Source organism: Methylobacterium sp. Leaf118 (genome assembly GCF_920984675.1).
Taxonomy (GTDB): Bacteria; Pseudomonadota; Alphaproteobacteria; order Rhizobiales; family Beijerinckiaceae; genus Methylobacterium.
Genome location: NZ_CAKLBV010000050.1, coordinates 1 through 18,511, shown reverse-complemented (window position 1 = coordinate 18,511; position 18,511 = coordinate 1). Strand labels below are relative to the sequence as shown.

The 18,511-nt window shown below is 73.0% G+C and carries 18 protein-coding genes; 9 read left to right on the top strand and 9 right to left on the bottom strand.

The annotated features are described in order from the left end of the window. Window positions 1-27 precede the first annotated feature (27 nt). From LW587_RS18125 to LW587_RS18100, 6 genes are all read right to left on the bottom strand, one after another. Window positions 28-198, bottom strand: a complete 171-nt coding sequence (locus LW587_RS18125) for a hypothetical protein (protein WP_232630996.1) — start codon at window positions 196-198, stop codon at window positions 28-30. A gap of 184 nt (window positions 199-382) precedes the next feature. Next, window positions 383-943 carry a biliverdin-producing heme oxygenase gene (locus tag LW587_RS18120; RefSeq protein WP_232630995.1) on the bottom strand — a complete coding sequence of 187 codons (561 nt, stop codon included), beginning with the start codon at window positions 941-943 and terminating at the stop codon, window positions 383-385. Between the two features lie 18 nt (window positions 944-961). Next, window positions 962-3,586: a histidine kinase dimerization/phosphoacceptor domain -containing protein gene (locus tag LW587_RS18115; protein WP_232630994.1), complete on the bottom strand. Its 2,625-nt coding sequence runs from the start codon at window positions 3,584-3,586 to the stop codon at window positions 962-964. Between the two features lie 352 nt (window positions 3,587-3,938). Continuing rightward, entirely contained in the window at window positions 3,939-5,087 is a 1,149-nt protein-coding gene (locus tag LW587_RS18110; RefSeq protein ID WP_232631011.1) for a DUF2252 family protein, read from the bottom strand. Between the two features lie 286 nt (window positions 5,088-5,373). Then, window positions 5,374-6,783 (bottom strand): dihydrolipoyl dehydrogenase, encoded by a 1,410-nt coding sequence (locus LW587_RS18105; protein ID WP_232630993.1) that lies wholly within the window; start codon window positions 6,781-6,783, stop codon window positions 5,374-5,376. 4 nt (window positions 6,784-6,787) lie between these two features. Next, a complete protein-coding gene (locus LW587_RS18100; protein WP_232630992.1) occupies window positions 6,788-7,594 on the bottom strand; it encodes an SDR family NAD(P)-dependent oxidoreductase in 807 nt (268 codons plus the stop codon). A 240-nt stretch (window positions 7,595-7,834) separates the two neighbouring features. Between LW587_RS18100 and LW587_RS18095 the strand changes: the two genes are divergently transcribed. From LW587_RS18095 to glmS, 3 genes are all read left to right on the top strand, one after another. Beyond that, window positions 7,835-8,308, top strand: coding sequence for a VOC family protein (locus LW587_RS18095; RefSeq protein WP_232630991.1), 474 nt, complete (start codon window positions 7,835-7,837; stop codon window positions 8,306-8,308). A 62-nt stretch (window positions 8,309-8,370) separates the two neighbouring features. Further along, complete coding sequence (locus LW587_RS18090) at window positions 8,371-8,844, top strand: SRPBCC family protein (RefSeq protein ID WP_232630990.1); 474 nt, start codon at window positions 8,371-8,373, stop codon at window positions 8,842-8,844. 173 nt (window positions 8,845-9,017) lie between these two features. After that, a complete protein-coding gene (gene glmS / locus LW587_RS18085; protein WP_232630989.1) occupies window positions 9,018-10,844 on the top strand; it encodes a glutamine--fructose-6-phosphate transaminase (isomerizing) in 1,827 nt (608 codons plus the stop codon). Between the two features lie 57 nt (window positions 10,845-10,901). Here glmS and LW587_RS18080 read toward each other — a convergent pair whose 3' ends face one another. After that, window positions 10,902-12,095 (bottom strand): patatin-like phospholipase family protein, encoded by a 1,194-nt coding sequence (locus LW587_RS18080; protein WP_232630988.1) that lies wholly within the window; start codon window positions 12,093-12,095, stop codon window positions 10,902-10,904. A 353-nt stretch (window positions 12,096-12,448) separates the two neighbouring features. On the opposite strand from LW587_RS18080, the gene LW587_RS18075 reads away from it, so the two are divergent. The 5 genes from LW587_RS18075 (at window position 12,449) to LW587_RS18055 (ending at window position 15,717) form a co-directional block, all read left to right on the top strand. Then, window positions 12,449-13,012 (top strand): ComEA family DNA-binding protein, encoded by a 564-nt coding sequence (locus tag LW587_RS18075; RefSeq protein WP_232630987.1) that lies wholly within the window; start codon window positions 12,449-12,451, stop codon window positions 13,010-13,012. A gap of 136 nt (window positions 13,013-13,148) precedes the next feature. Continuing rightward, window positions 13,149-13,364, top strand: a complete 216-nt coding sequence (locus tag LW587_RS18070; RefSeq protein ID WP_232630986.1) for a hypothetical protein — start codon at window positions 13,149-13,151, stop codon at window positions 13,362-13,364. Beyond that, window positions 13,361-13,864 carry a DUF3016 domain-containing protein gene (locus LW587_RS18065; RefSeq protein ID WP_232630985.1) on the top strand — a complete coding sequence of 168 codons (504 nt, stop codon included), beginning with the start codon at window positions 13,361-13,363 and terminating at the stop codon, window positions 13,862-13,864. The genes LW587_RS18070 and LW587_RS18065 overlap by 4 nt, the downstream gene beginning before the upstream one ends. 78 nt (window positions 13,865-13,942) lie before the next feature. Beyond that, complete coding sequence (locus LW587_RS18060; protein WP_232630984.1) at window positions 13,943-14,896, top strand: diacylglycerol/lipid kinase family protein; 954 nt, start codon at window positions 13,943-13,945, stop codon at window positions 14,894-14,896. Continuing rightward, the gene (locus tag LW587_RS18055; protein WP_232630983.1) at window positions 14,893-15,717 is read left to right on the top strand and encodes a metallophosphoesterase family protein; all 825 of its coding nucleotides are present in this window, start codon (window positions 14,893-14,895) and stop codon (window positions 15,715-15,717) included. Before LW587_RS18060 ends, LW587_RS18055 begins: the two co-directional genes overlap by 4 nt. 10 nt (window positions 15,718-15,727) lie before the next feature. Here the strand turns inward: LW587_RS18055 and LW587_RS18050 are convergent, their stop codons facing one another. Both LW587_RS18050 and LW587_RS18045 read right to left on the bottom strand, forming a co-directional pair. Beyond that, window positions 15,728-17,125 (bottom strand): GntP family permease, encoded by a 1,398-nt coding sequence (locus LW587_RS18050; protein WP_232630982.1) that lies wholly within the window; start codon window positions 17,123-17,125, stop codon window positions 15,728-15,730. A gap of 111 nt (window positions 17,126-17,236) precedes the next feature. Next, window positions 17,237-17,656 (bottom strand): tautomerase family protein, encoded by a 420-nt coding sequence (locus tag LW587_RS18045; protein WP_232630981.1) that lies wholly within the window; start codon window positions 17,654-17,656, stop codon window positions 17,237-17,239. A 222-nt stretch (window positions 17,657-17,878) separates the two neighbouring features. Here LW587_RS18045 and LW587_RS18040 point away from each other — a divergent pair. Next, on the top strand, window positions 17,879-18,511 hold a 633-nt coding region (locus tag LW587_RS18040; protein ID WP_232630980.1), incomplete at its 3' end, for a LysR family transcriptional regulator.

Sequence of the window (18,511 nt, the reverse complement as noted above, 5' to 3'; positions counted from 1 at the left end):
GGCGCGACAGCGCGGGCGCGGTGCGCTTCACCAGCCCCGTCGCGCGGCGACGATCTCGCGCCCGGGGGCGCCCAGGAAGGGGGCCAGGCGGGCGCGCCAAGCGGAGCGCCAAGCGGGGCGCCAAGTGAACGCATCGGCGAGACGTGTCTCGCCGGCGTCCCGGTGCAGCCCTCCGATGGTGCCGAGGCAGGCCGCCATGACAAAGTGGTCGGGGACGATCGGGACCGGCTCCCGGGCGCCGTCCCGTGCCGGGCGTGGAGAACGCCGCCCTCCGCCGTGTCGAGGATGAACCCGTCGCCGCCCTGAGCGGCGGCGACGAGCCAGCGATCCGGCCCTTCGGACAGGCGCTCCCGGCTGCGGCATCCATCGCGTCATTCTTGGATCAGCGGGCCTGCGTGAGCCAGTCCCGCATCGCCTCGAAGGTCGCGATGCCGGCGCCCAGCGCCGCCGGTTCCTGGGCCGCGGTCAGGCCGTCCAGGCGTTCGCGGAACGTCCGCCACATCGGCCCCGCCGCCCGGCCGCGGCCGGCGTAATAGGCGAGCGGCACGCCGTCCCCGTGCAGCCCGCCGACATGGCGGCCGATCAGGAGGCCGCCCAGCGTCGAGCCCTCCAGCACGTAGAGCGCGCCGAGCGCGGCCCCCTCCCCCGCGAGCGCGGGCGCGGGCGGCGCGGGCAGGGCGCCGCACCGGTCGGCGTCGAGCCCGAGGGCGACGAGATCGGCATCGAGGGCGGCGAGCCGCCGCCGCGGCTCGAAGAAGGCCGCGTCGGCGAGCCCCAGGGCGATGGCCGGCTCGTAGGCGGCGTGGAAGCCGCGCAGGCGCGCGAGCAGGCCCGCATAGGCCGGCAGCGTCGCCACCCGCTCCTGCCAGTCGAGGTCGCGCTCCAGGGCGGCATGGGCCTCGGCGGTGGCCGCGCGCAGGCGGGTGTGAAGGGTGTCGCTCAAGGCTGCGGCCCGGACGGCTCAGGCGTGGATGGTGAAGCAGGCGCCCTCGGCGTTCTCGACGTCGAGGCGCGCGCCGATCTGGTCGAGCATGGCGCGGATCAGCTTCATGCCGAGCCCGGTGCCCCGGGCCCGCGCGCGCTCCCAGTCCGGCGGCATGCCGTCGCCGTCGTCGCACACCTTGAGGCGCACGGCGCCCGCGCCGCCCGCGACGGTCACGGTGATCCGCGCGCCCCGGTCGGGACGGCCCGCGTATTTGAACGCGTTGGTGACGAGTTCCGTGGTGATGAGCGAGAGCGCCACCGCGTGCCGGTAGGGCACCATCAGCCCGGTCTCGGCAGTGAGCGCGACGCTGTGCTCGTCGCCCGCCATCCCGGCGAGGTCGTTGCACAGGGACTGGATGGTCTGGCCGAGATCGACCTCCTCCAGGCTGTCGCCCTGGTAGAGGCTGTCATGGACCCGCGCCACGCTCATGACGCGCGCCGAGGTCTCGGAGAAGGCCTGGCGCGCGGCCGGGTCGGCGATCTGGCGGCGCTGCATGTGCAGGAAGGCCGTGACGATCTGGAGCGAGTTCTTGACCCGGTGGTCGATCTCGCGGGTCAGAAGGTCCTTCTGCTCCAGCAGGCGCTCCTTGTCGGCGAGCAGGCCGGTCAGCTCGGCGATCTTGCTGCGCTGGCGCAGCACCACGCCGTCGACCGCCTCGGCGAGCTGCTCGGCGAGCGCCACCTTCCAGCTGGCCCAGGGGGCGGATTGGCCGCGCCGCTCCTCGACCCAGCGCTCGAACGAGCGCCGGGGCAGCACCGCCACGGGGCCGCTGCCGGGCAGGACGGGCTTGCGCGGGTCGCCGCCCCAGGTCACCGTTCCGGGCACCTCCGGCTTGAACCACAGCAGGAGGTGGCGCCGCTCGGCCCCGACGAAGACCGCGAGCAGGCCGCTGGCGGATTCGGTATAGGCGGCCGCCGGGGCATGGTGCAGCGACAGCGTGTCGGTGACGAAGCTGCGCGCGTCCGGCGTCAGGCTCTCCCGCAGCCACGAAGCGAGCGCGCGGACCTCCGCCTCGCCCGGCGTCGTCCCGGTCAGGGTGATGTCGGCCCCGGAGACGATCCCCACGCCGCTCACCCCGAACAGGTCGAGGAGGCTCGGGCTGCCGTGCATCAGCGAGAGCACGAAGTCGTCGGAGCGGGTCAGGCGCCGCACGAGGCGCCCCTGCACGTCGAGATGGCGCTGGCGCTCGCTCCACAGCGCCTTGCCCTCGATCTCCTGCACCCGCATCGCGAAGGCGTCGGTCAGCACGGTCGCGGTGGCGCGGGTCTCGGGCGCGACGTAGTGCGGCCGGCGGTGATGGCCGATCATGAGGCCCCAGAGCCGGTTCTCGACCATGATCGAGATCGACATGGAGCCGTCCACGCCGAGATTGCGCTGGTACTCGAGATGGATCGGCGAGAGCGTGCGGTTCTGCGCGAAGGTGAGGTCGATGGGCGCGTTGCCCGCGGCCCGCTCGGCCACCAGCGGGACCGGCACGCAATCCCGGTCGATGACGAAGCGGCTCTTGGCCCGGGTGTAGAGGGCGCGGGCCTGGGCCGGGATGTCGGAGGCGGGGAAGCGAAGGCCGATCAGCGGGCGCTGCCAGTCCGGCACCATGTCCTCGGCGATGGCCTCGCCGTTCCAGTCCGGGTCGAAGCGGTAGACCAGCACCGACTCGAAGCCGGTGACGGCGCGGATCTCCAGGGCGGCGATCTGCGCCGCCTCGGTCAGGCTCTCGGCGGCGCGCAGGCGCGCCATCGCCAGTTCGGTGTCGAGGGGGTTGGCGGCGGAGAAATCCTCCGGCCGCTCGGGGGCCAGCTCCAGCTCGACGATGATCCGGCCGAGATGGGCATGGGCCATGAGGTGGAAGCGCTCGCCCCGCGGCGGCAGGGTGAGCGTGCGCCGCAGGAGCCGCCCGTCGCTCAAGGAATGGGTGGCGAGCCCGTTGCGGATCGCCGAGACGATGGGCGTGGGCAGCACCGCGTCCAGGCGGTGGCCCGAGGGCGGGAACAGCCCGGGGGGCAGCGCCTCCGCCGCGTTGGCGCTGAAGGCCACGATCTCGAAGGTCGCCGCGTCGGCGGCGAGCATCACGGCGTTGGGCTGGATCGAGCCCGGGACATGGATCGGCTCGCGCTCGCACAGGCTCGGATCGACCGGCTCGGCCCGGCTGCGCTGGGCGATGGCGGCCAGCACCGCCTCGCGGGCGGGGACGGCGGCGATCTGACCCAGGGACGTGAGGGTCAGCCAGGTGCGACCGCCCGCGCCGGGATGCAGGCCGATGCGCATCCGCAGGGGCGCCGGGTTGCGGCCGAACACGAACTCGAAGCTCGGCCCGGAGCCGCCCCGCCGGACGCTGGCGAGGAAGCGTCCGTAGAAGCTCGGCACGCCGGCGCTCGGCACGAGATCGCGGAAGAAGTTGCGCCCGGCCATCGCCTCGGCGGAGAGCCCGCACAAAGCCGCCGCCGCCGGATTGCAGGCCAGCACCGTTCCGACCGGATCGAGGCAGAGAAGACCGAAGCCCAGCCCGTCCCGCTCCGCGGACGTCAGGGATTCGAGATCGACGAGCGCGTCGATCGGGCTATGGTCCGGCCCCTGAACGTGCATCTGCGACGGATCGACCATTACAACGTCCGATATGCCCGCCACGGGCAGGGTGCGCAATGGCGCCGGAGACACATGTCTCCTGTCACAGACGCGGCAGGCTGCGGCGAAATGCTTGTCGATCGAAGATATTGTCTGAAATGATACACTGTTTTCGCCAGGGAACGGCTTCCGCGCCGCACCGGATTCCAGCGCGCGAACGAGCCTTAACGACGCAGCGCCTCGGAACGTTCAACGGGACGACCCGCAGGGCTCGCCCCCGGCGCCGGCCGCGGTGCCACCGCCGCGCCCAGGGGCCCGGCAAGAGGTCTGGCAGGAGGCTTGGCAAGAGGCCCGGCAGGAGGCCCGGCCGGCGCACCCGGGCGGCCCGGCGTCAGGCGGCCTCGGCATCCGCGTAGGAGCGGCAATGCTGCAGGTAGCCGACCTCGTGTCGACCGGCGAGTTCGACCACGCTCGACCAGAGCCAGGACGGTGCGCCCTCCCCCGTCCGCGCACCTTTCGCCCCGTCCTTCACGACGGCGCGCCGCCAGGCGGCGCGGACCTTTCCGGTCATCTGCCGGCCATGCGCCCGGCCGACGACATGGGCGAGGTAATGGGCGGCCTGCACGGCCTCCGCCCGGCTGAACTGGTCGATGTCGAGCTTGAGGTCCTGGGGCAGCAGCTCGCGCACGAAAACCGGCTTGTCGAGGAGCCGGGCCGGCAGCATGCGCTCGCCGAGATGGGGCGAGAGCGCCCGTGCGCCGGCCACGACCCGCTCGGCCGGGTCGTCGGGCATCCGGACGCCCGGGGCCGGCGGAGCGGCCGCCGGGACCGCCTCCTTCACATCGACGAGCGCGAGGCGGCGCTTGCCGTCCCCCTCGATGCGCACCAGCGCCGCGTAGCGCAGGAAGCCGAGGGAGGAGCATCCCTTCATCCAGTAGGCGGCGTCGAGCAGGCGCATCGTCGTGCCCTCCCCGCGCCCGTTCAGGGCGAGCACGAGATCGCGCACCCCGTCCTGGCGGAACAGGTCGCGCAGGGCGGTGCGCTCCTCCGCGTCGAGGGCCCAGAACCGGCGCCCGAGTGGGATTTCCGGCTCGACATCCTTCAGGCGCTCGCGGGCGAGGTGCTTCCAATGCCGGCCCAGGGCCCGCCGCCGCACGGTCCGCACCGCGTCGGGCTCCGGCGGGCGCGCATCGTCGTCGCCGGGTTCGGCGAGACCCCGGGCGTAGCCCCGGACCATCGCCTCCAGCATCTGGCTCGTGACGACGCCGGGCAGGTTGGAGCCGCGCGCGGCGCTGGCGAGCGACAGGCCGAGGCGGACGAGATCGTGGGTCGGGTTGCCGATGACGGTCTGGTCGAGGTCGCGAATCTGCACCTCGACCTCCCCCTCCGCATCGGCGAGGGGGCCGAGATTGCCGAGATGGCAATCGCCGCAGATCCAGACCGGCGGGCCCTCCGGCAGCGTGCCGCGGGGCAACCCGTCCAGCCACTCGTAGAATTTCAGGGTGTTGCCGCGGACATAGGCATGAGGGGACTTCGCCATCTTGAGCGCCCGCTGCCGCGCCAGCACGGCCTCGCGCGCGTCTCGGACTATGCTTGCTTCCACGGCCGTCCGGTCCTCTCGCATCCCACGCGCCGGAGCCCGCCCCGGCGCGCCCGGGACGAACCCGGCGCCTCGACAACGCGCCGGAACGCCCCGCGCTCGCGCGGCCGAATGTCCTCGTCCGGGATGAGAACGGCGTTAAGAACGTGAAAAGGTCCGTTTTTGGAGGGTGACGCGCGGAGGGGAGGCAGGCCCGGGACGAGGTTCCCTGTCCCCGTGGAAGCGTCTAGCCGCGCTGCCCGGCCAAATCCGACAGGGCGGTGTCGAGGGCTTCTTCCAGGGTCGGGTGGTAGAACGGACGGTCGCGGAAGGTGGCGACGTCGAGCCCGTCCTGGACCGCGTGGGCGACGAGATGGGCGAGGTGCTCGACCTCCGGGCCGATCATCTCGGCGCCGACGAGGCGCCCGCCCGGCGCGGCATAGAGGCGGAGGCCGCCTTGCGCCCGGTCCATGACCCGGGCCCGGCCCTGCCGGCCGAAGTCCGCCCGGCCGATCCGGTGGCCCGCCTCCGGGTCGAAGCCGCCGCTGACGACCGCGATCTGCGGCTGGCTGAACACCATCGCGAGCGCCACCCAGCGCCGGGGCCGTTCGAGCGGCCCGCCCGCGGCGAGGCGCGCGGCGTTGCGGCCGCTGATGCGCCCCTGGCGGCTCGCCTCGTGCAGGATCGGCCGGTCCGCGTTGGCGTCGCCCGCGATGAACAGGGCCGAGCCCTCGCAGTGGAGCGAGTGCGGATCGAAGGCCGGGCTGCCCCGCGCGTCCAGGCGCGCGCCGGTCTGCTCGAGGCCGATCCCGGCGAGGTTCGGGGACCGGCCGGCGGCGGCGAGGACCCGGGCGAACCGGCCCGCGCCGCCGCCGCTCCAGGTCAGGCGCACGCCCTCCCCGTCCGGTTCGGCGCCCTCGACCTCGGCACCGAGATGCAGGTCGAAGGCCTCGGAGAAGATGGCGCGGGCGGCCCGCGTCAGGTCGGGGTCGCGCAGGCCCCCGGCGCTGTCGCCGGGATCGAACAGGCTGACCCGCACGCCGAGCCGGGCCATGCTCTGCGCGAGTTCGAGCCCCACCGGGCCGGCGCCGAGTACGGCGAGGGAATCGGGCAGGTCCGCGATCTCGAACAGCGTGTCGGTGGTGAGGGCGCGCGCGCCCAGGGCGCGGAGCGGCGTCGGCAGGCTCGGGCTCGATCCGGAGGCGAGCACGGCCGCCTTGAAGCGCAGGCGAGTGTGATCGCCGACGCGCAAGGTCTGCGGCCCCTCGAACACCGCCCGGCCGGTGAGGCGCGACTCCGCGGGCAGGTCCGCGAGCCCGTCGAAGACCGAGGCGACGAAATCGTCGCGCAGGGCCCGCACCCGCCCGAGCACCCGCGGCCCGTCGACCTGTACGCCGCCGACGGAAATCCCGAAGGTCTCCGCCCCGCGGGCCCCATGCGCGGCCTCGGCGGCGCTGATCAGGAGCTTCGAGGGCATGCAGCCGACCCGGGCGCAGGTGGTGCCGCCGGGGCCCTGCTCGATCAGCAGGCTCCGCGCCCCCTCCCCCAGGGCGGCGCGGTGGGCCGCGATGCCGGCGGTCCCGGCCCCGATCACCGCCACGTCGCAAGAGATCTCGCACTCGATCTCGCACTCGATCTCGCGCTCGATCTCGCGCATCGGATCAGGCCGCCATGGTGAGGACGGCGCCGCCGTCGACCCGCAGGTTCTCGCCGGTGATGAAGCTCGCCCGCTCGGAACAGAGGAACGCCACCGCCGCCGCGACCTCGTCGGCCCGCCCGCGACGGCGCGCGACGATGCCGGGGCGGTTCTCGTCGAGGAAGCTCCCGACCGCCTCGTCGAAGGAGACGCCGAGCGTGTCCGCCCGCTTCTCCATCATGGCGTCGGTCATCGGCGTGGCGACGAAGGCGGGCGCCACCGAGTTCACGAGAACCCCGTCTGCGCCGTAGGCCTTGGACAGGCCCTTGGTCAGGTTCATGAGCCCGGCCTTGGCGGCGCAGTAGGGCAGTTCCTCGACATAGGGCTGGACCGCGTCCTCCGAGGTGAAGAAGACGATCCGCCCCCAGCCCGCCGCCCGCATGCCGGGGATGAAGGCGCGGGCGACCCGCACCGAGGCCATCAGGTCGGCCTGGATCGTCGCGAGCCAGCCCGCATCGTCGATCTCCAGGAAATCGCCGGTGGCGCCGGTCACGCCCGCGGCGTTGACGAGGATCGTGGGCTCGGCGTCGAAGGCGCTCCGGGCGAAGTCGCGCAGCGTGAGCGCACCCTCGTTCGTGGAGAGGTCCGCCTGGCAGGCCTTCACCGCGCCGAGCGCCGAGAGCCGGCCGGCGGCCTCGGTCAGCTCCGTCTCCTTCAGGTCGGAGAGGACGATGCGGACGCCCTCGCGCAGGAGATGCTCCGCGCTGGCGTAGCCCATGCCGGAATCACCCCCGGTGACCACCGCGACGCGCCCGCTGATGCCGAGATCCATGAGAGGTTCCTTGTGAGACGTTCCTTCCGGCCGCCGGGCGTCGACGCGGCCATTCTCCGGTCAGAGTGGCGGGCCAACGGGAGCCCGACTCGATCGTTCCGAGGGCGCAGGGGGCTGCGGCGATCGGACCGGACGGGCGTGGATGCAAAAATTCCGTCGAGGCCCTGTCGGCGGGCAGGCTGTCCGTCCGTCCTCGGGCGGCATACCGGGGAACGGACGATGCACGAGGAGAACCCGACGATGAGCGCGACGCAGACCCACGCGACCGAGGCGAATCCGGCGGGCGCGCCGCCGCCGACCCGGGGCGGCGTGATCGCCTACCTCACGGTCGACGGCGCGATGCGGGCGGCCGCGTTCTACCGAGAAGCCTTCGCGGCCGAGATCGTCGCCGCCATCCCGGCCGACGCGCAGGGCCGGACCATGCATGTCCACCTCTACCTCAACGGCTCCTCGCTGATGCTGTCGGACGCCTTTCCCGAGCACGGCCACCCGCTCCAGGCCCCGCAGAGCTTCAGCCTGCTCCTGCCGGTCGACGCGATCGCGCCGTGGTGGGACCGGGCGGTGGCGGCCGGCGCCACGGTGGTGATGCCCTATCAGGAGATGTTCTGGGGCGACGTCTACGGGCAGCTGCGCGACCCGTTCGGGGTGACCTGGGCGATGAACCAGGCCAAGGGACAGCCCAACGGACAGGCCCAGGAACAGGCCAAGGGATAGGCCTAGGAATAGACCCAGCGACACGACCCGCGCCCGGCCTGACCATCTCGAGGGAGCCTCCCATGACCCGCGACGCCGACGACCCCCGCGACCTCGTTCTGACCCGCCTGATCCCGGTACCCCGCCGGGCGCTGTGGCGGGCCTGGACCGAGCCCGACCTCCTCAAGCAGTGGTTCGCCCCGAAGCCCTACACGACCCCGGTCGCCGAACTCGACGTGCGGCCCGGCGGCGCGAGCCTGATCGTGATGCGCAGTCCCGAGGGGCAGGACATGCCCCATCCCGGCGTCTACCTCGAGGTGGTGCCCGACGCGCGCCTCGTCGTCACCGACGCCTACCGCTCCGCCTGGGTCCCGTCGGACAAGCCGTTCCTGACGGTGATCCTCACCTTCGCCGACGAGGCCGGCGGCACCCGCTACACCGCGCGCGCCCGCCACTGGACGCTGGAGGATCGCCGGACCCACGAAGCGATGGGGTTCGAGGCCGGCTGGGGGCAGTGCGCCGACCAGCTGACCGCGCTGGTGAAAACGCTCGGCTGATGGCCCTCTGCCCGCGCTGGCCTTGTGCCGCCGTGATCCGGTACAAGCCCGGCTTCGCGCGGGAGTACCACTCGGCCGCGGGTCCGGCTCTTGCACCGCAGCGAGCCGGCCCGGGCCGGTGTCCCGCTCCGGGATGCCGGGCGTGTCCCGGCCGGACGGTGTGAGGATCGATCATGTGCGGAATCGTCGGCATCGTCGGGCGCGAGGCGGTCGCGGGCCCGATGATCGAGGCCCTGCGGCGGCTCGAATATCGCGGCTACGATTCCGCCGGCCTCGCCACCCTGGAGCGCGGCCGGCTGGTGCGTCGGCGGGCGGAGGGCAAGCTGTCGAACCTCGAGCGCAAGCTCGCGGAGATGCCGCTCGCGGGGGCCATCGGCATCGGCCACACCCGCTGGGCGACCCATGGCCGCCCGACCGAGACCAACGCCCACCCCCACGCCACCGAGCGGCTGGCGGTGGTCCATAACGGCATCATCGAGAATTTTCGCGAGCTGAAGAGCGAACTCGAAGCGGCCGGCGCCCGGTTCGAGTCCGACACCGACACCGAGGTCGTCGCCCGGCTGGTCGATCACCTGATGGCGCAGGGCCTGGGTCCCGTGGCGGCGGTCGAGGCCGCCCTGCCCCGCCTGCGCGGGGCCTTCGCCCTGGGCTTCCTGTTCGCGGGCGAGGAGGAGTTCCTGATCGGCGCCCGCCATGGCGCGCCGCTGGCCATCGGCTTCGGCCGGGGCGAGACCTATCTCGGCTCCGACGCCCTGGCGCTCGCCCCCTTCACCGACGAGATCACCTATCTCGACGAGGGCGACTGGGCGATCCTGACCCGCGCGGGCGCCGAGATCCGCGACATCGACGGCCGCCCGGTCGCGCGGGCCCGCCAGAGGATCGTCGCGCAGGCCTACCTCGTCGACAAGGGCAACCACCGCCACTTCATGGCCAAGGAGATCCACGAGCAGCCCGAGGTGGTGGGCCGCACGCTGGCCCATTACGTCGACATGGCCGGGGGCAAGGTCGTGCTGCCGGGGGCCCTGCCCTTCGATTTCGCCCGGCTCTCGCGGCTGTCGATCACCGCCTGCGGCACTGCCTATTACGCCGGGCTCGTCGCCAAGTACTGGTTCGAGACGATCGCGCGGCTGCCCGTCGAAATCGATGTGGCCTCCGAGACCCGCTACCGCGAGCCGCCGCTGGAGGAGGGCGGGCTGACGCTGGTCATCTCGCAATCCGGCGAGACCGCCGACACCCTGGCCTCGCTGCGCTACGCGAAATCCCAGGGGCAGCACACCTTGGCGGTGGTCAACGTGCCGACCTCGACCATTGCCCGGGAATCCTCCGCGGTGATGCCGACGCTGGCGGGGCCCGAGATCGGGGTGGCCTCCACGAAAGCCTTCTCCTGCCAGCTGACCGTGCTGCTCTGCCTCGCCATCGCGGCCGGCCGGGCGCGGGGCACGATCGACGCGGCCCGCGAGCGGGCGCTCGTCGACGCGCTCATCACCGTGCCGGGGCTGATGGCGGAATCGGTCACGCTGGAGCCGCAGGTCGAGGCGCTCGCCCGCGAGATCGCCCGCGCCCGGGACGTGCTGTATCTGGGGCGCGGCACCAGCTACCCGATGGCCCTCGAAGGCGCCCTGAAGCTCAAGGAAATCAGCTACATCCACGCGGAGGGCTATGCCGCGGGCGAGCTCAAGCACGGACCCATCGCGCTGATCGACGAGAGCGTGCCGGTGATCGTGATCGCGCCCCACGACGCGATCTTCGAGAAGACCGTCTCGAACATGCAGGAGGTCGCCGCCCGCGGCGGCCGGATCATCCTCGTGGGCGATGCCCGCGGCGCGGCGGCGGCCGGGCTCGACACCCTGGCGACGCTCACCATGCCGGACGTGGACCCGGTGGTGGCGCCGATCGTCTACGCGGTGCCGGTGCAGCTCATCGCCTACCACACCGCCGTCTTCATGGGGAAAGACGTGGACCAGCCGCGCAACCTCGCCAAGTCCGTCACGGTGGAGTGAGGCGGGTGGGCCGGGGCGGGCCCGTACCCTGCCAGGACGGCCCGGCCGGGCTCCGCGTCAGCGCCCCGCTACCGCGCCCTGGACGACGTTCCGAACCAGCGGCGCGGCGGGCACCTCCCGGTGCCAGAGCGGGCCGGTGCGGGCGTTGTCGTAGCCGAGCTGGTAGAGGCTGCGCATATAGGCGGTGTCGAAGCCCCGCGCCGTCGTGGTCTGGGGCGCGCGCTCGTCGATATAGGTCAGGTTGAAGCCGATGCCGTTGCGGCTGGCGAAGGCGTCGGTGGCCACGAGCGTCGCCCGGGAGCGGGCGCGGCTGGCGGTCGTGAACGACTTCTCGACGATCGACAGGGTGTTGTTCTTCGTCACCTCGAATTCCGGCTCCAGCCGCCCGTTGATGACGACGTAGATGTCGGCCTTGCCGGCGCTCTTGATGCGCCCGTCCCGCACCAGGAACGACTGCGGCAGGGTGAAGACCGGCGTCACCACCGAGCCGTCGACATGCATCTCCTGGAAGGCGCGGCCCTCCGCCTGCACGTCGAGAAGCTGGGGCGGGAACACCGCCGGGATGCTGGCGGAGGCGGTCAGCACGTCGGCGAACAGGGCCACGGCGTTCGGCGCCCCGCTCGCCGCGATGGCGCCCATGTTCCAGATCACGGCGCGCTGCGTATCGAGGTTGGTCGTCACCACGAGCAGGCGCCGGCCCTTGGCGTGCTCCTCGGCGACGGCGCGCAGGAGGTCGGGCGTGACGTAGCGGGCGATCAGGTCGCGCAGGCGCCCGTCGCCGAACAGCCCCGAGCCGAACAGCACGTTGGCGAGGCTCGGCCCCTGCACCAGCGAGCCGGCGATGCCGCTCGTGTAGATCTCGGTGAGGTAGGGGTCGTAGGCCGGGCCCAGGAAAGCGAAGGGCGCGATCAGGGCGCCGGTCGAGACGCCGGACACGATGGTGAATTCCGGCCGCGTCCCCGAGGCGGTCCAGCCGTTGAGCACGCCGGCCCCGTAAGCGCCGTCGCCGCCGCCGCCCGAGAGGGCGAGGTAGCTGAAGGCCTGCCGCTTGCGCTGCGGGCCCGCCGCCATCGCGACGAATTCCGCGGCGCTGGCATCGGCATAGGCGCGCACCCCGACCATGCCCGGAACGGCGGCGGCCTCGGCCTCGGCCTGCGTGTAGGCCGTGCGCGGCAGCGAGGCGCAGGCGGCGGCCGGCCCCGCGACGAGCGCGGCGGCGAGCAGGCGCGACCAGCGGAAGCGAGAAGACATCGAGAAATTCCGACGAGCCCGGGCGAACGGCTCAGCTTATACCAGAACGAGCTTGGCCGTATCGCGTTCCCGCGCCCCGTCCGGCGCTGCGTCGCAGGTGGTGCCGCGGCGCCACAAAGGCCCCGACAGGGACGGCGCGCGGCGTCGTCCCGGATCCCGCCTCACTCTGAATTGTGCGCGAGCGAGCTGTGCACAGGCGGTGATTCCGGGGGGACCCGGATGTTCGTTCCCCAGGAACGCCTTAAGATCGGCTTAAGTCCGGGCTCGATCGCCCCGGAATGGGGATCGGAACGGGACGTGGCAGGACGCGCCGGAGGGCGCGGGCGCCAGGGCTCCCGCGGGGGAGGTCTCGAATGTTGAGCGGCTCGGCGGTCCTGCGGGTGCTCCTCCTGCTGGTGGCGGTGGCGGGGATCACGGGGGTCGTGCAGGTCTTCTGGCTGCGGTCCCCTGCCCCCACCCCTGCTCCCGAGCCGGCGCGCACGAGCGCCCCGCAGGACGGCCGCCGGTCCGAGCCGGGCCGCGCCGAGACGCCGCCCGCCGCACCGGAGGCCGCCGCCAAGCCTAACCCCACCCCGACCCCCGCTCCGGCCCCTTCGGCGGCGGCCAGGCCCGAACCCGTGCCCGGGCCGGCACGGCCTCTGGACCCGCCGCCCGCCCCGCCTCGGGCCGCCGAGCCGCCCCCTCCCCCGCTCGACCCGGCCGAGGCCGCGGCGGAGAACGCGCCGGCTGCGGCGGTGGCCCTGCTCGATCTCAACACCGCCACCCTGGCCGAGCTGAACGGGCTCAAGGGCGGGGGCGCGATCGGCCGGACGATCATCGGGCACCGCCCCTACACCTCCGTCGAGCAGCTCCTGTCGAAGCGCGTCCTCAACCGGGCCACCTACCAGCGCATCAAGGACCAAGTGATGGTGCGCTGAGCGGGCGCCCGTTCACCGGGCCGCCGCCCGTCACGGGAACGGCCCCGCGGGGCTGCGTCGGCCGCTGGTGCCCCGCGCCCGCAGGCCTTAAAGACGGTGAGGGTGAGCGTGACCCGTGGCCGAGACGAGGCGATCCATGCAGACGACATCCGGCGCACCAATCCTCCGGCAGGATCTGGGCGTCGAGGAAACGACGGAATCCGACAACATCGTCCGCTGGGACGGGGAGCGGCTCTACGTCGAGCAGGACATCTACCACAACGGTCAGCTGGTCCACCGCAAGTACCGGCGTACCGTGACCGAGCCGGTCGCCCGGGCGTTGCAGGCGATCATCAAGCGCTCGCAGCAATGAGGCGGGGGCTCGGGCGGCTCGCGCTCCTGGGCGCGCTGGCCATTCCCGGGCCGGCGCTCGCTCAGGTGAGTGTCCGCTTCGTCGAGCCCGAGCGCTACACCGACGCGCAGAACCGCTTCGGCTCGGGGGTCTCCCTGCGGGTGACCCTCGCCGAGATGCGCCGGCTGTTCGAGACGCTGGGCAACCGGGTCCTGGCGCCGGGGCAGAGCCTCGACATCGCCGTGCTCGACATCGACCTCGCCGGCATGGACCAGCCGGGGGCGAATGCTCCCTTCGGCCTGCGGGTGGTCAACGACGTCACCCCGCCGCGCTTCCACCTGCGCTATGCCCTGCGCGAGGGACGGCGGACCGTGCTGTCGGCGGAGGAGACGGTCTCCGACCTCAACTTCCTGATGCGCTACGCCCGCGCCTCCTCGGGGCAGACCTTCTTCTACGAGCGCGAATTGCTGCGCGACTGGTTCCAGGCCCGCATCGCGGAGCGGCGCCCGCCGCGGGGCTGAGCCCGGGGCGCTCGCCGTCACAGGCCCGACAGCGGGCTCTGCCATGTCCCGGCGGATCAAAGCCGGACCGCCCGCCCCATGCGCATCGCCCTCGTCGTCAACGCCGCCTCGGGCGCCTTCGCGAGCGGCCTGACCCCCGCGGCGATCCGCGGGCGCTTGACGGCGGCCGGGTTCGACCTCGCCCCCGAGCCCGACCCGGACCTGCCCCTCCCCCTGCCCCTGCCCGAGCGGATGCGGCGCGCGGCCGGCATGGAGGGGATCGCGGCGGTCGCGGTGGCGGGCGGCGACGGAACGCTCGGCTGCGCCGCCGGGGTGCTGGCGGGACGCGGCGTGGCGCTGGCCATCCTGCCGCTCGGCACCATGAACCTGCTGGCCAAGGATCTCGGCGTTCCCCTCGCGCTCGAGGCCGCCATCGCCCTCCTGCGGACGGGTCGGCCCCGGGCCGTCGATCTCGGCGAGGTCAACGGGCACGTCTTCGTCATCAACTCGGTGATCGGCATGCCGGCCCGGATGGCGCGCCACCGCGAAGCCCTCCGCGCGCGTCACGTCGGCCCCTTCGGCCTGCTCGACCTCTTCGGCCTCTTCGGCCTCTTGCGGCTCGCCCTCGCCACCCTGCGTCATCTCGGGGCCTATCCGCGCCTGCGGGCGGCCCTGTCCACGGGCGGGCGGCCCGAGCGGCTGCGGCTGCGCCTGCTCTGCGTCGTCAACGACGACTATGCCGAGGCCCCCGGAAAGATCGTGAAGCGGGAACGGGTCGATGGCGGGCGCCTGACGCTCTACATCGCCCGCCGGCTGCCGCCGTGGCGGCTCGCGCGGCTGGCGCTCGGCTTCGCGGCCGGCGCCTGGCGCGGGATGCCGGGCCTGGAGCGGCATGAATCCGATCGCCTGGTGATCTCGGCGGGGCGCCGGGCGTTACGGGTGATGAATGATGGGGAAATCCGCTTGATCGCTTCGCTCTTGCGCTACCGGCTGCGGCCCGGCGCGCTCACCGTGATCGTGCCCGCCGACGCCGCGCCGGAGTCCCGGGCGTGAGGCGGATCGCACACATCTCCGACCTCCATTTCGGATGCGTCGATCCGGCGGTGGTGGAGGGGCTCGTGGACGAGCTCAACCGCGACCGGCCCGACCTGATCATCGCCTCGGGCGACTTCACCATGCGGGCGCGGCGGCGGGAATACGCCGAGGCGCGGGCGTTTCTCGCCCGGCTCGCGGCCCCCTGGGTGGCGGTGCCGGGCAACCACGACATCGCCCATTTCAAGCTCTTCAGCCGCTTCTTCCACCCGTTCCGCCGCTATCGCAACTTCATCCATTCCGAGACCGAGCCGACCTTCCTCGACGCGGAGATCGCGGTGATCTGCCTCAACACGGTGCGGACCTGGGCGCCGGAGACCGACTGGTCGCAAGGCAAGATCACCCGCTCGCAGATCGCCCGCACCGAGGCGCGGCTCGCCGCCCTGCCCGCGGGACGATTCCGGATCGTGGTGGGGCATCACCCGTTCATGCCGCCGCCCTGGGACGAGGAGGCCCGCCTCGTCGGGCGCGCCGACGAGGCGCTCGACGCCTTTCGCCGCCACGGCGTCGGGCTGACGCTCGCCGGCCACCTCCACCGCCATTACGCCCGCTTCGTCGAGGCGCCGGAGAGCGGGGCCGAGCCCGACGGCGAGGCGGTCGACCGCGGCACGGCCGAGGCGTTGGGCACGCGGCTGCTGGCGGTCCAGGCCGGCTCGGCCACCTCGACGCGCCTGCGCGGCAACGAGCCCAACGCCTACAACCGCATCCGCATCGCCGACGGGCAGGCGAGCGTGACGGTGCGGGTCTGGACCGGGCGCGGCTTCGCCGACGCGCCGGGCTGAGCCGCCGGGCTCACACCAGACCGGTGAGGTAATAGACGCCGATCACGACGAACACCGCCGCGGTCTTGATGAGCGTGATCGCGAAGATGTCGCCGTAGGACTGGCGGTGGGTGAGGCCGGTGACCGCCAGCAGCGTGATCACCGCGCCGTTGTGCGGCAGGGTGTCCATGCCGCCGCTGGCCATCGAGGCGACGCGGTGCATCACCTCCAGGGGGATGCCCGCCGCCTGCGCCGCCTCGACGAAGCGGCCCGACAGGGCGCCCAGCGCGATCGAGAGCCCGCCGGACGCCGAGCCGGTGACGCCCGCCAGCACGTTGACGGTCACCGCCTCGTTGATGAGCGGGTTGGGAATCGTCGAGAGCGCGTCCGAGATCGTCTTGAAGCCCGGCAGCGCCGCGATGACAGCGCCGAAGCCGTATTCGGTCGCGGTGTTCATCCCGGCGAGCAGCGCCCCCGCGACCGCCGCCTTCGAGCCCTCCGCGAAGCGCGGGGCGAGGTTGCGCCAGCCCAGGATCACGGTGGCGAGGATGCCGAGCAGGAGCGCGCCCTCCACCGCCCAGATCGCCGCGACCGCCTTGACCGGCACGGTGACGGGGTGGGCGACCATCTCCGGGGTCAGCGCCGCGCTCGCCTGCTCGCCGTAGGCGGCGGTGATCCAGCCGAGCAGCAGCTTGTTGCCGATCCCGACGATGAGCAGCGGCACGAGCGCGACGAGGGGCGGGATCGTGATCGTGTCCTCGACCACCTGCGGCTCGTTCGCGTGGCCCTCGCCGTAGCCTTCGCCCGCCCGCTCCGCGCTGCGGCGGCGCCGTTCGAGATAGGTGACGCCGACCCCGAACACGAAGAGCGCCCCGATGATCCCGAGCCAGGGCGCGGCGTAGGCGTCGGTCTTGAAGAAGGAGGCCGGGATGATGTTCTGGATCTGCGGCGTGCCCGGCAGGGTGTCCATGGTGAAGGTGAAGGCGCCGAGGGCGATCGTCCCCGGGATCAGGCGCTTCGGGATGTCCGAGCGGCGAAACAGCTCGGCGGCGAAGGGGTAGACCGCGAACACCGCCACGAACAGCGAGACGCCGCCATAGGTCAGGATCGCGCCCACCAGCACGATCGCCACGATCGCCCGCCCCTCCCCCAGCACGCCGGTGACCGCCCCGACGATGGAGCGGGCGAAGCCCGACACCTCCACGAGCTTGCCGAAGACGGCGCCGAGCAGGAAGACCGGGAAGTACAGCTTCAGGAAGCCGACGAGCTTCTCCATGAACAGGCCGGAGAACAGGGTCGGCACCGCGGAGGGGTCGGTGAGCAGCACCGCGCCCATGGCGGCGATGGGGGCGAACAGGATCACCGAGAAGCCCCGGTAGGCGATCCCCATCAGGAAGAAGAGGGCCGCGAGGCAGATCAGGAAGCTCACATTCAGGCCCTCTCGGGAGCGCCACGGTCCGCGGCGCACCGGCCAAGATGTCCGGGCGAGCGCCGGTTTCAATGTCCCCGGGCCGCGGGGAGCGTCGGATCGGACCCGCTGTCAGGCCGGGACGGATCCTGAGCCGGCATCCCGCCCCTGGGACCGCTCCTGGGCCCGTTCCGCCTGGGTCCGGCCGGCATAGCCCCAGGATTCGGCCGGAACCTCGCTCACCACGACGTAGGTGGCGAGCGGCAGGTCCGGCCCCAGCAATGCGGCGAGGAGGCGATGGGCGGCGGCGATGAAGCGGGCCTTCTCCGGCGCCGTGTTGGTCCCGAGGGTCACCGTCGCGTCGAGATGGGCGGCGCGAGCCACCGGCTCCGCCCCGATGGCCCATTCCCCCGCCACCGGCTCGATCAGCACGGCGGTCAGGTCCGCCCGCTTGCCCAGCATCTCCGCCATCAGGTCCGTGATCCCCTGCCGGAGACGCGTCACCTGCGCCCCGTCCAGGGGGCCGGCCACCTTCACGCTCACGAACGGCATCGCTGTCTCCTCGATCCTCGGACGGCCGTCCGGGCCGTCGACGGGAGAGACCGAGCGGCGCGTCCCGGACACGGGATCCGGAACGCCCTCAGGATTTCACGCCGGCTCGGCCTGTCCCGAGCGCCGGCGCCGACCTCTCGGGTTGAGGCTGTAGACGGCGGTAATCGTTGCGAATATCACGAAGTTTCAAATGGAATGTTGCGGAAAAACGAACAGTCGACGATGCCGCCCACCAATCTCGACATGGACGTCCTGCGCAGCTTCGTGACCGGCATCGATCTCGGCGGCTATGCCCGGGCGGCGGCGCGGCTCGGCCGCTCGCCCTCCGCGGTCAGTCTGCAGCTGCGCAAGCTCGAGGATCAGGTCGGGTGCCCGCTCTTCCTCAAGCAGGGGCGCGGCCTCGCGCTCACCGAGGCGGGCGAGGCGCTGCTCGGCTACGCCCGGCGCCTGCTCGCCCTGAACGACGCGGCGCTCGCCGCCCTCCGGGCCCCGCCCCTGTCGGGGGCGGTGCGGCTCGGCCTGCCGCAGGACGTCGCCGAGACCCATCTGCCGCCCGTGCTCGCCCGGTTCGCGCAGGCCCATCCGCAGGTCCGGGTCGGCGCGCGGGTGGAGCGGGACGCGGTGCTGCGGGCGGGGCTGGCGGCGGGCGAGCTCGACCTCGCCCTGCTCTGGCAGGAGGGCGCCGAGGCGGAGCCGCCGGGCGCGGTGCTCCTCGACCTGCCGATGGCCTGGATCGGCCCCCGCGCCTGGCCGGGCCGGGTGCCGGGCGCGCCGCTGCCGCTGGCGGCGTTCGACGCGCCCTGCCTGTTCCGCCGGGCCGGGCTCGCGGCCCTCGACGCCGCCGGCATCCCCTGG

What these genes read in the sequence shown, in the direction of transcription:
- glmS (WP_232630989.1), top strand. Translation starts at nt 9,018, where the DNA reads ATGTGCGGAATCGTCGGCATCGTCGGGCGCGAGGCGGTCGCGGGCCCG.
- LW587_RS18100 (WP_232630992.1), bottom strand. Translation starts at nt 7,594, where the DNA reads ATGGATCTCGGCATCAGCGGGCGCGTCGCGGTGGTCACCGGGGGTGAT.
- LW587_RS18105 (WP_232630993.1), bottom strand. Translation starts at nt 6,783, where the DNA reads ATGCGCGAGATCGAGCGCGAGATCGAGTGCGAGATCGAGTGCGAGATC.
- LW587_RS18060 (WP_232630984.1), top strand. Translation starts at nt 13,943, where the DNA reads ATGCGCATCGCCCTCGTCGTCAACGCCGCCTCGGGCGCCTTCGCGAGC.
- LW587_RS18070 (WP_232630986.1), top strand. Translation starts at nt 13,149, where the DNA reads ATGCAGACGACATCCGGCGCACCAATCCTCCGGCAGGATCTGGGCGTC.
- LW587_RS18090 (WP_232630990.1), top strand. Translation starts at nt 8,371, where the DNA reads ATGACCCGCGACGCCGACGACCCCCGCGACCTCGTTCTGACCCGCCTG.
- LW587_RS18125 (WP_232630996.1), bottom strand. Translation starts at nt 198, where the DNA reads ATGGCGGCCTGCCTCGGCACCATCGGAGGGCTGCACCGGGACGCCGGC.
- LW587_RS18115 (WP_232630994.1), bottom strand. Translation starts at nt 3,586, where the DNA reads ATGGTCGATCCGTCGCAGATGCACGTTCAGGGGCCGGACCATAGCCCG.
- LW587_RS18110 (WP_232631011.1), bottom strand. Translation starts at nt 5,087, where the DNA reads ATGGCGAAGTCCCCTCATGCCTATGTCCGCGGCAACACCCTGAAATTC.
- LW587_RS18095 (WP_232630991.1), top strand. Translation starts at nt 7,835, where the DNA reads ATGAGCGCGACGCAGACCCACGCGACCGAGGCGAATCCGGCGGGCGCG.
- LW587_RS18045 (WP_232630981.1), bottom strand. Translation starts at nt 17,656, where the DNA reads ATGCCGTTCGTGAGCGTGAAGGTGGCCGGCCCCCTGGACGGGGCGCAG.
- LW587_RS18075 (WP_232630987.1), top strand. Translation starts at nt 12,449, where the DNA reads ATGTTGAGCGGCTCGGCGGTCCTGCGGGTGCTCCTCCTGCTGGTGGCG.
- LW587_RS18080 (WP_232630988.1), bottom strand. Translation starts at nt 12,095, where the DNA reads ATGTCTTCTCGCTTCCGCTGGTCGCGCCTGCTCGCCGCCGCGCTCGTC.
- LW587_RS18065 (WP_232630985.1), top strand. Translation starts at nt 13,361, where the DNA reads ATGAGGCGGGGGCTCGGGCGGCTCGCGCTCCTGGGCGCGCTGGCCATT.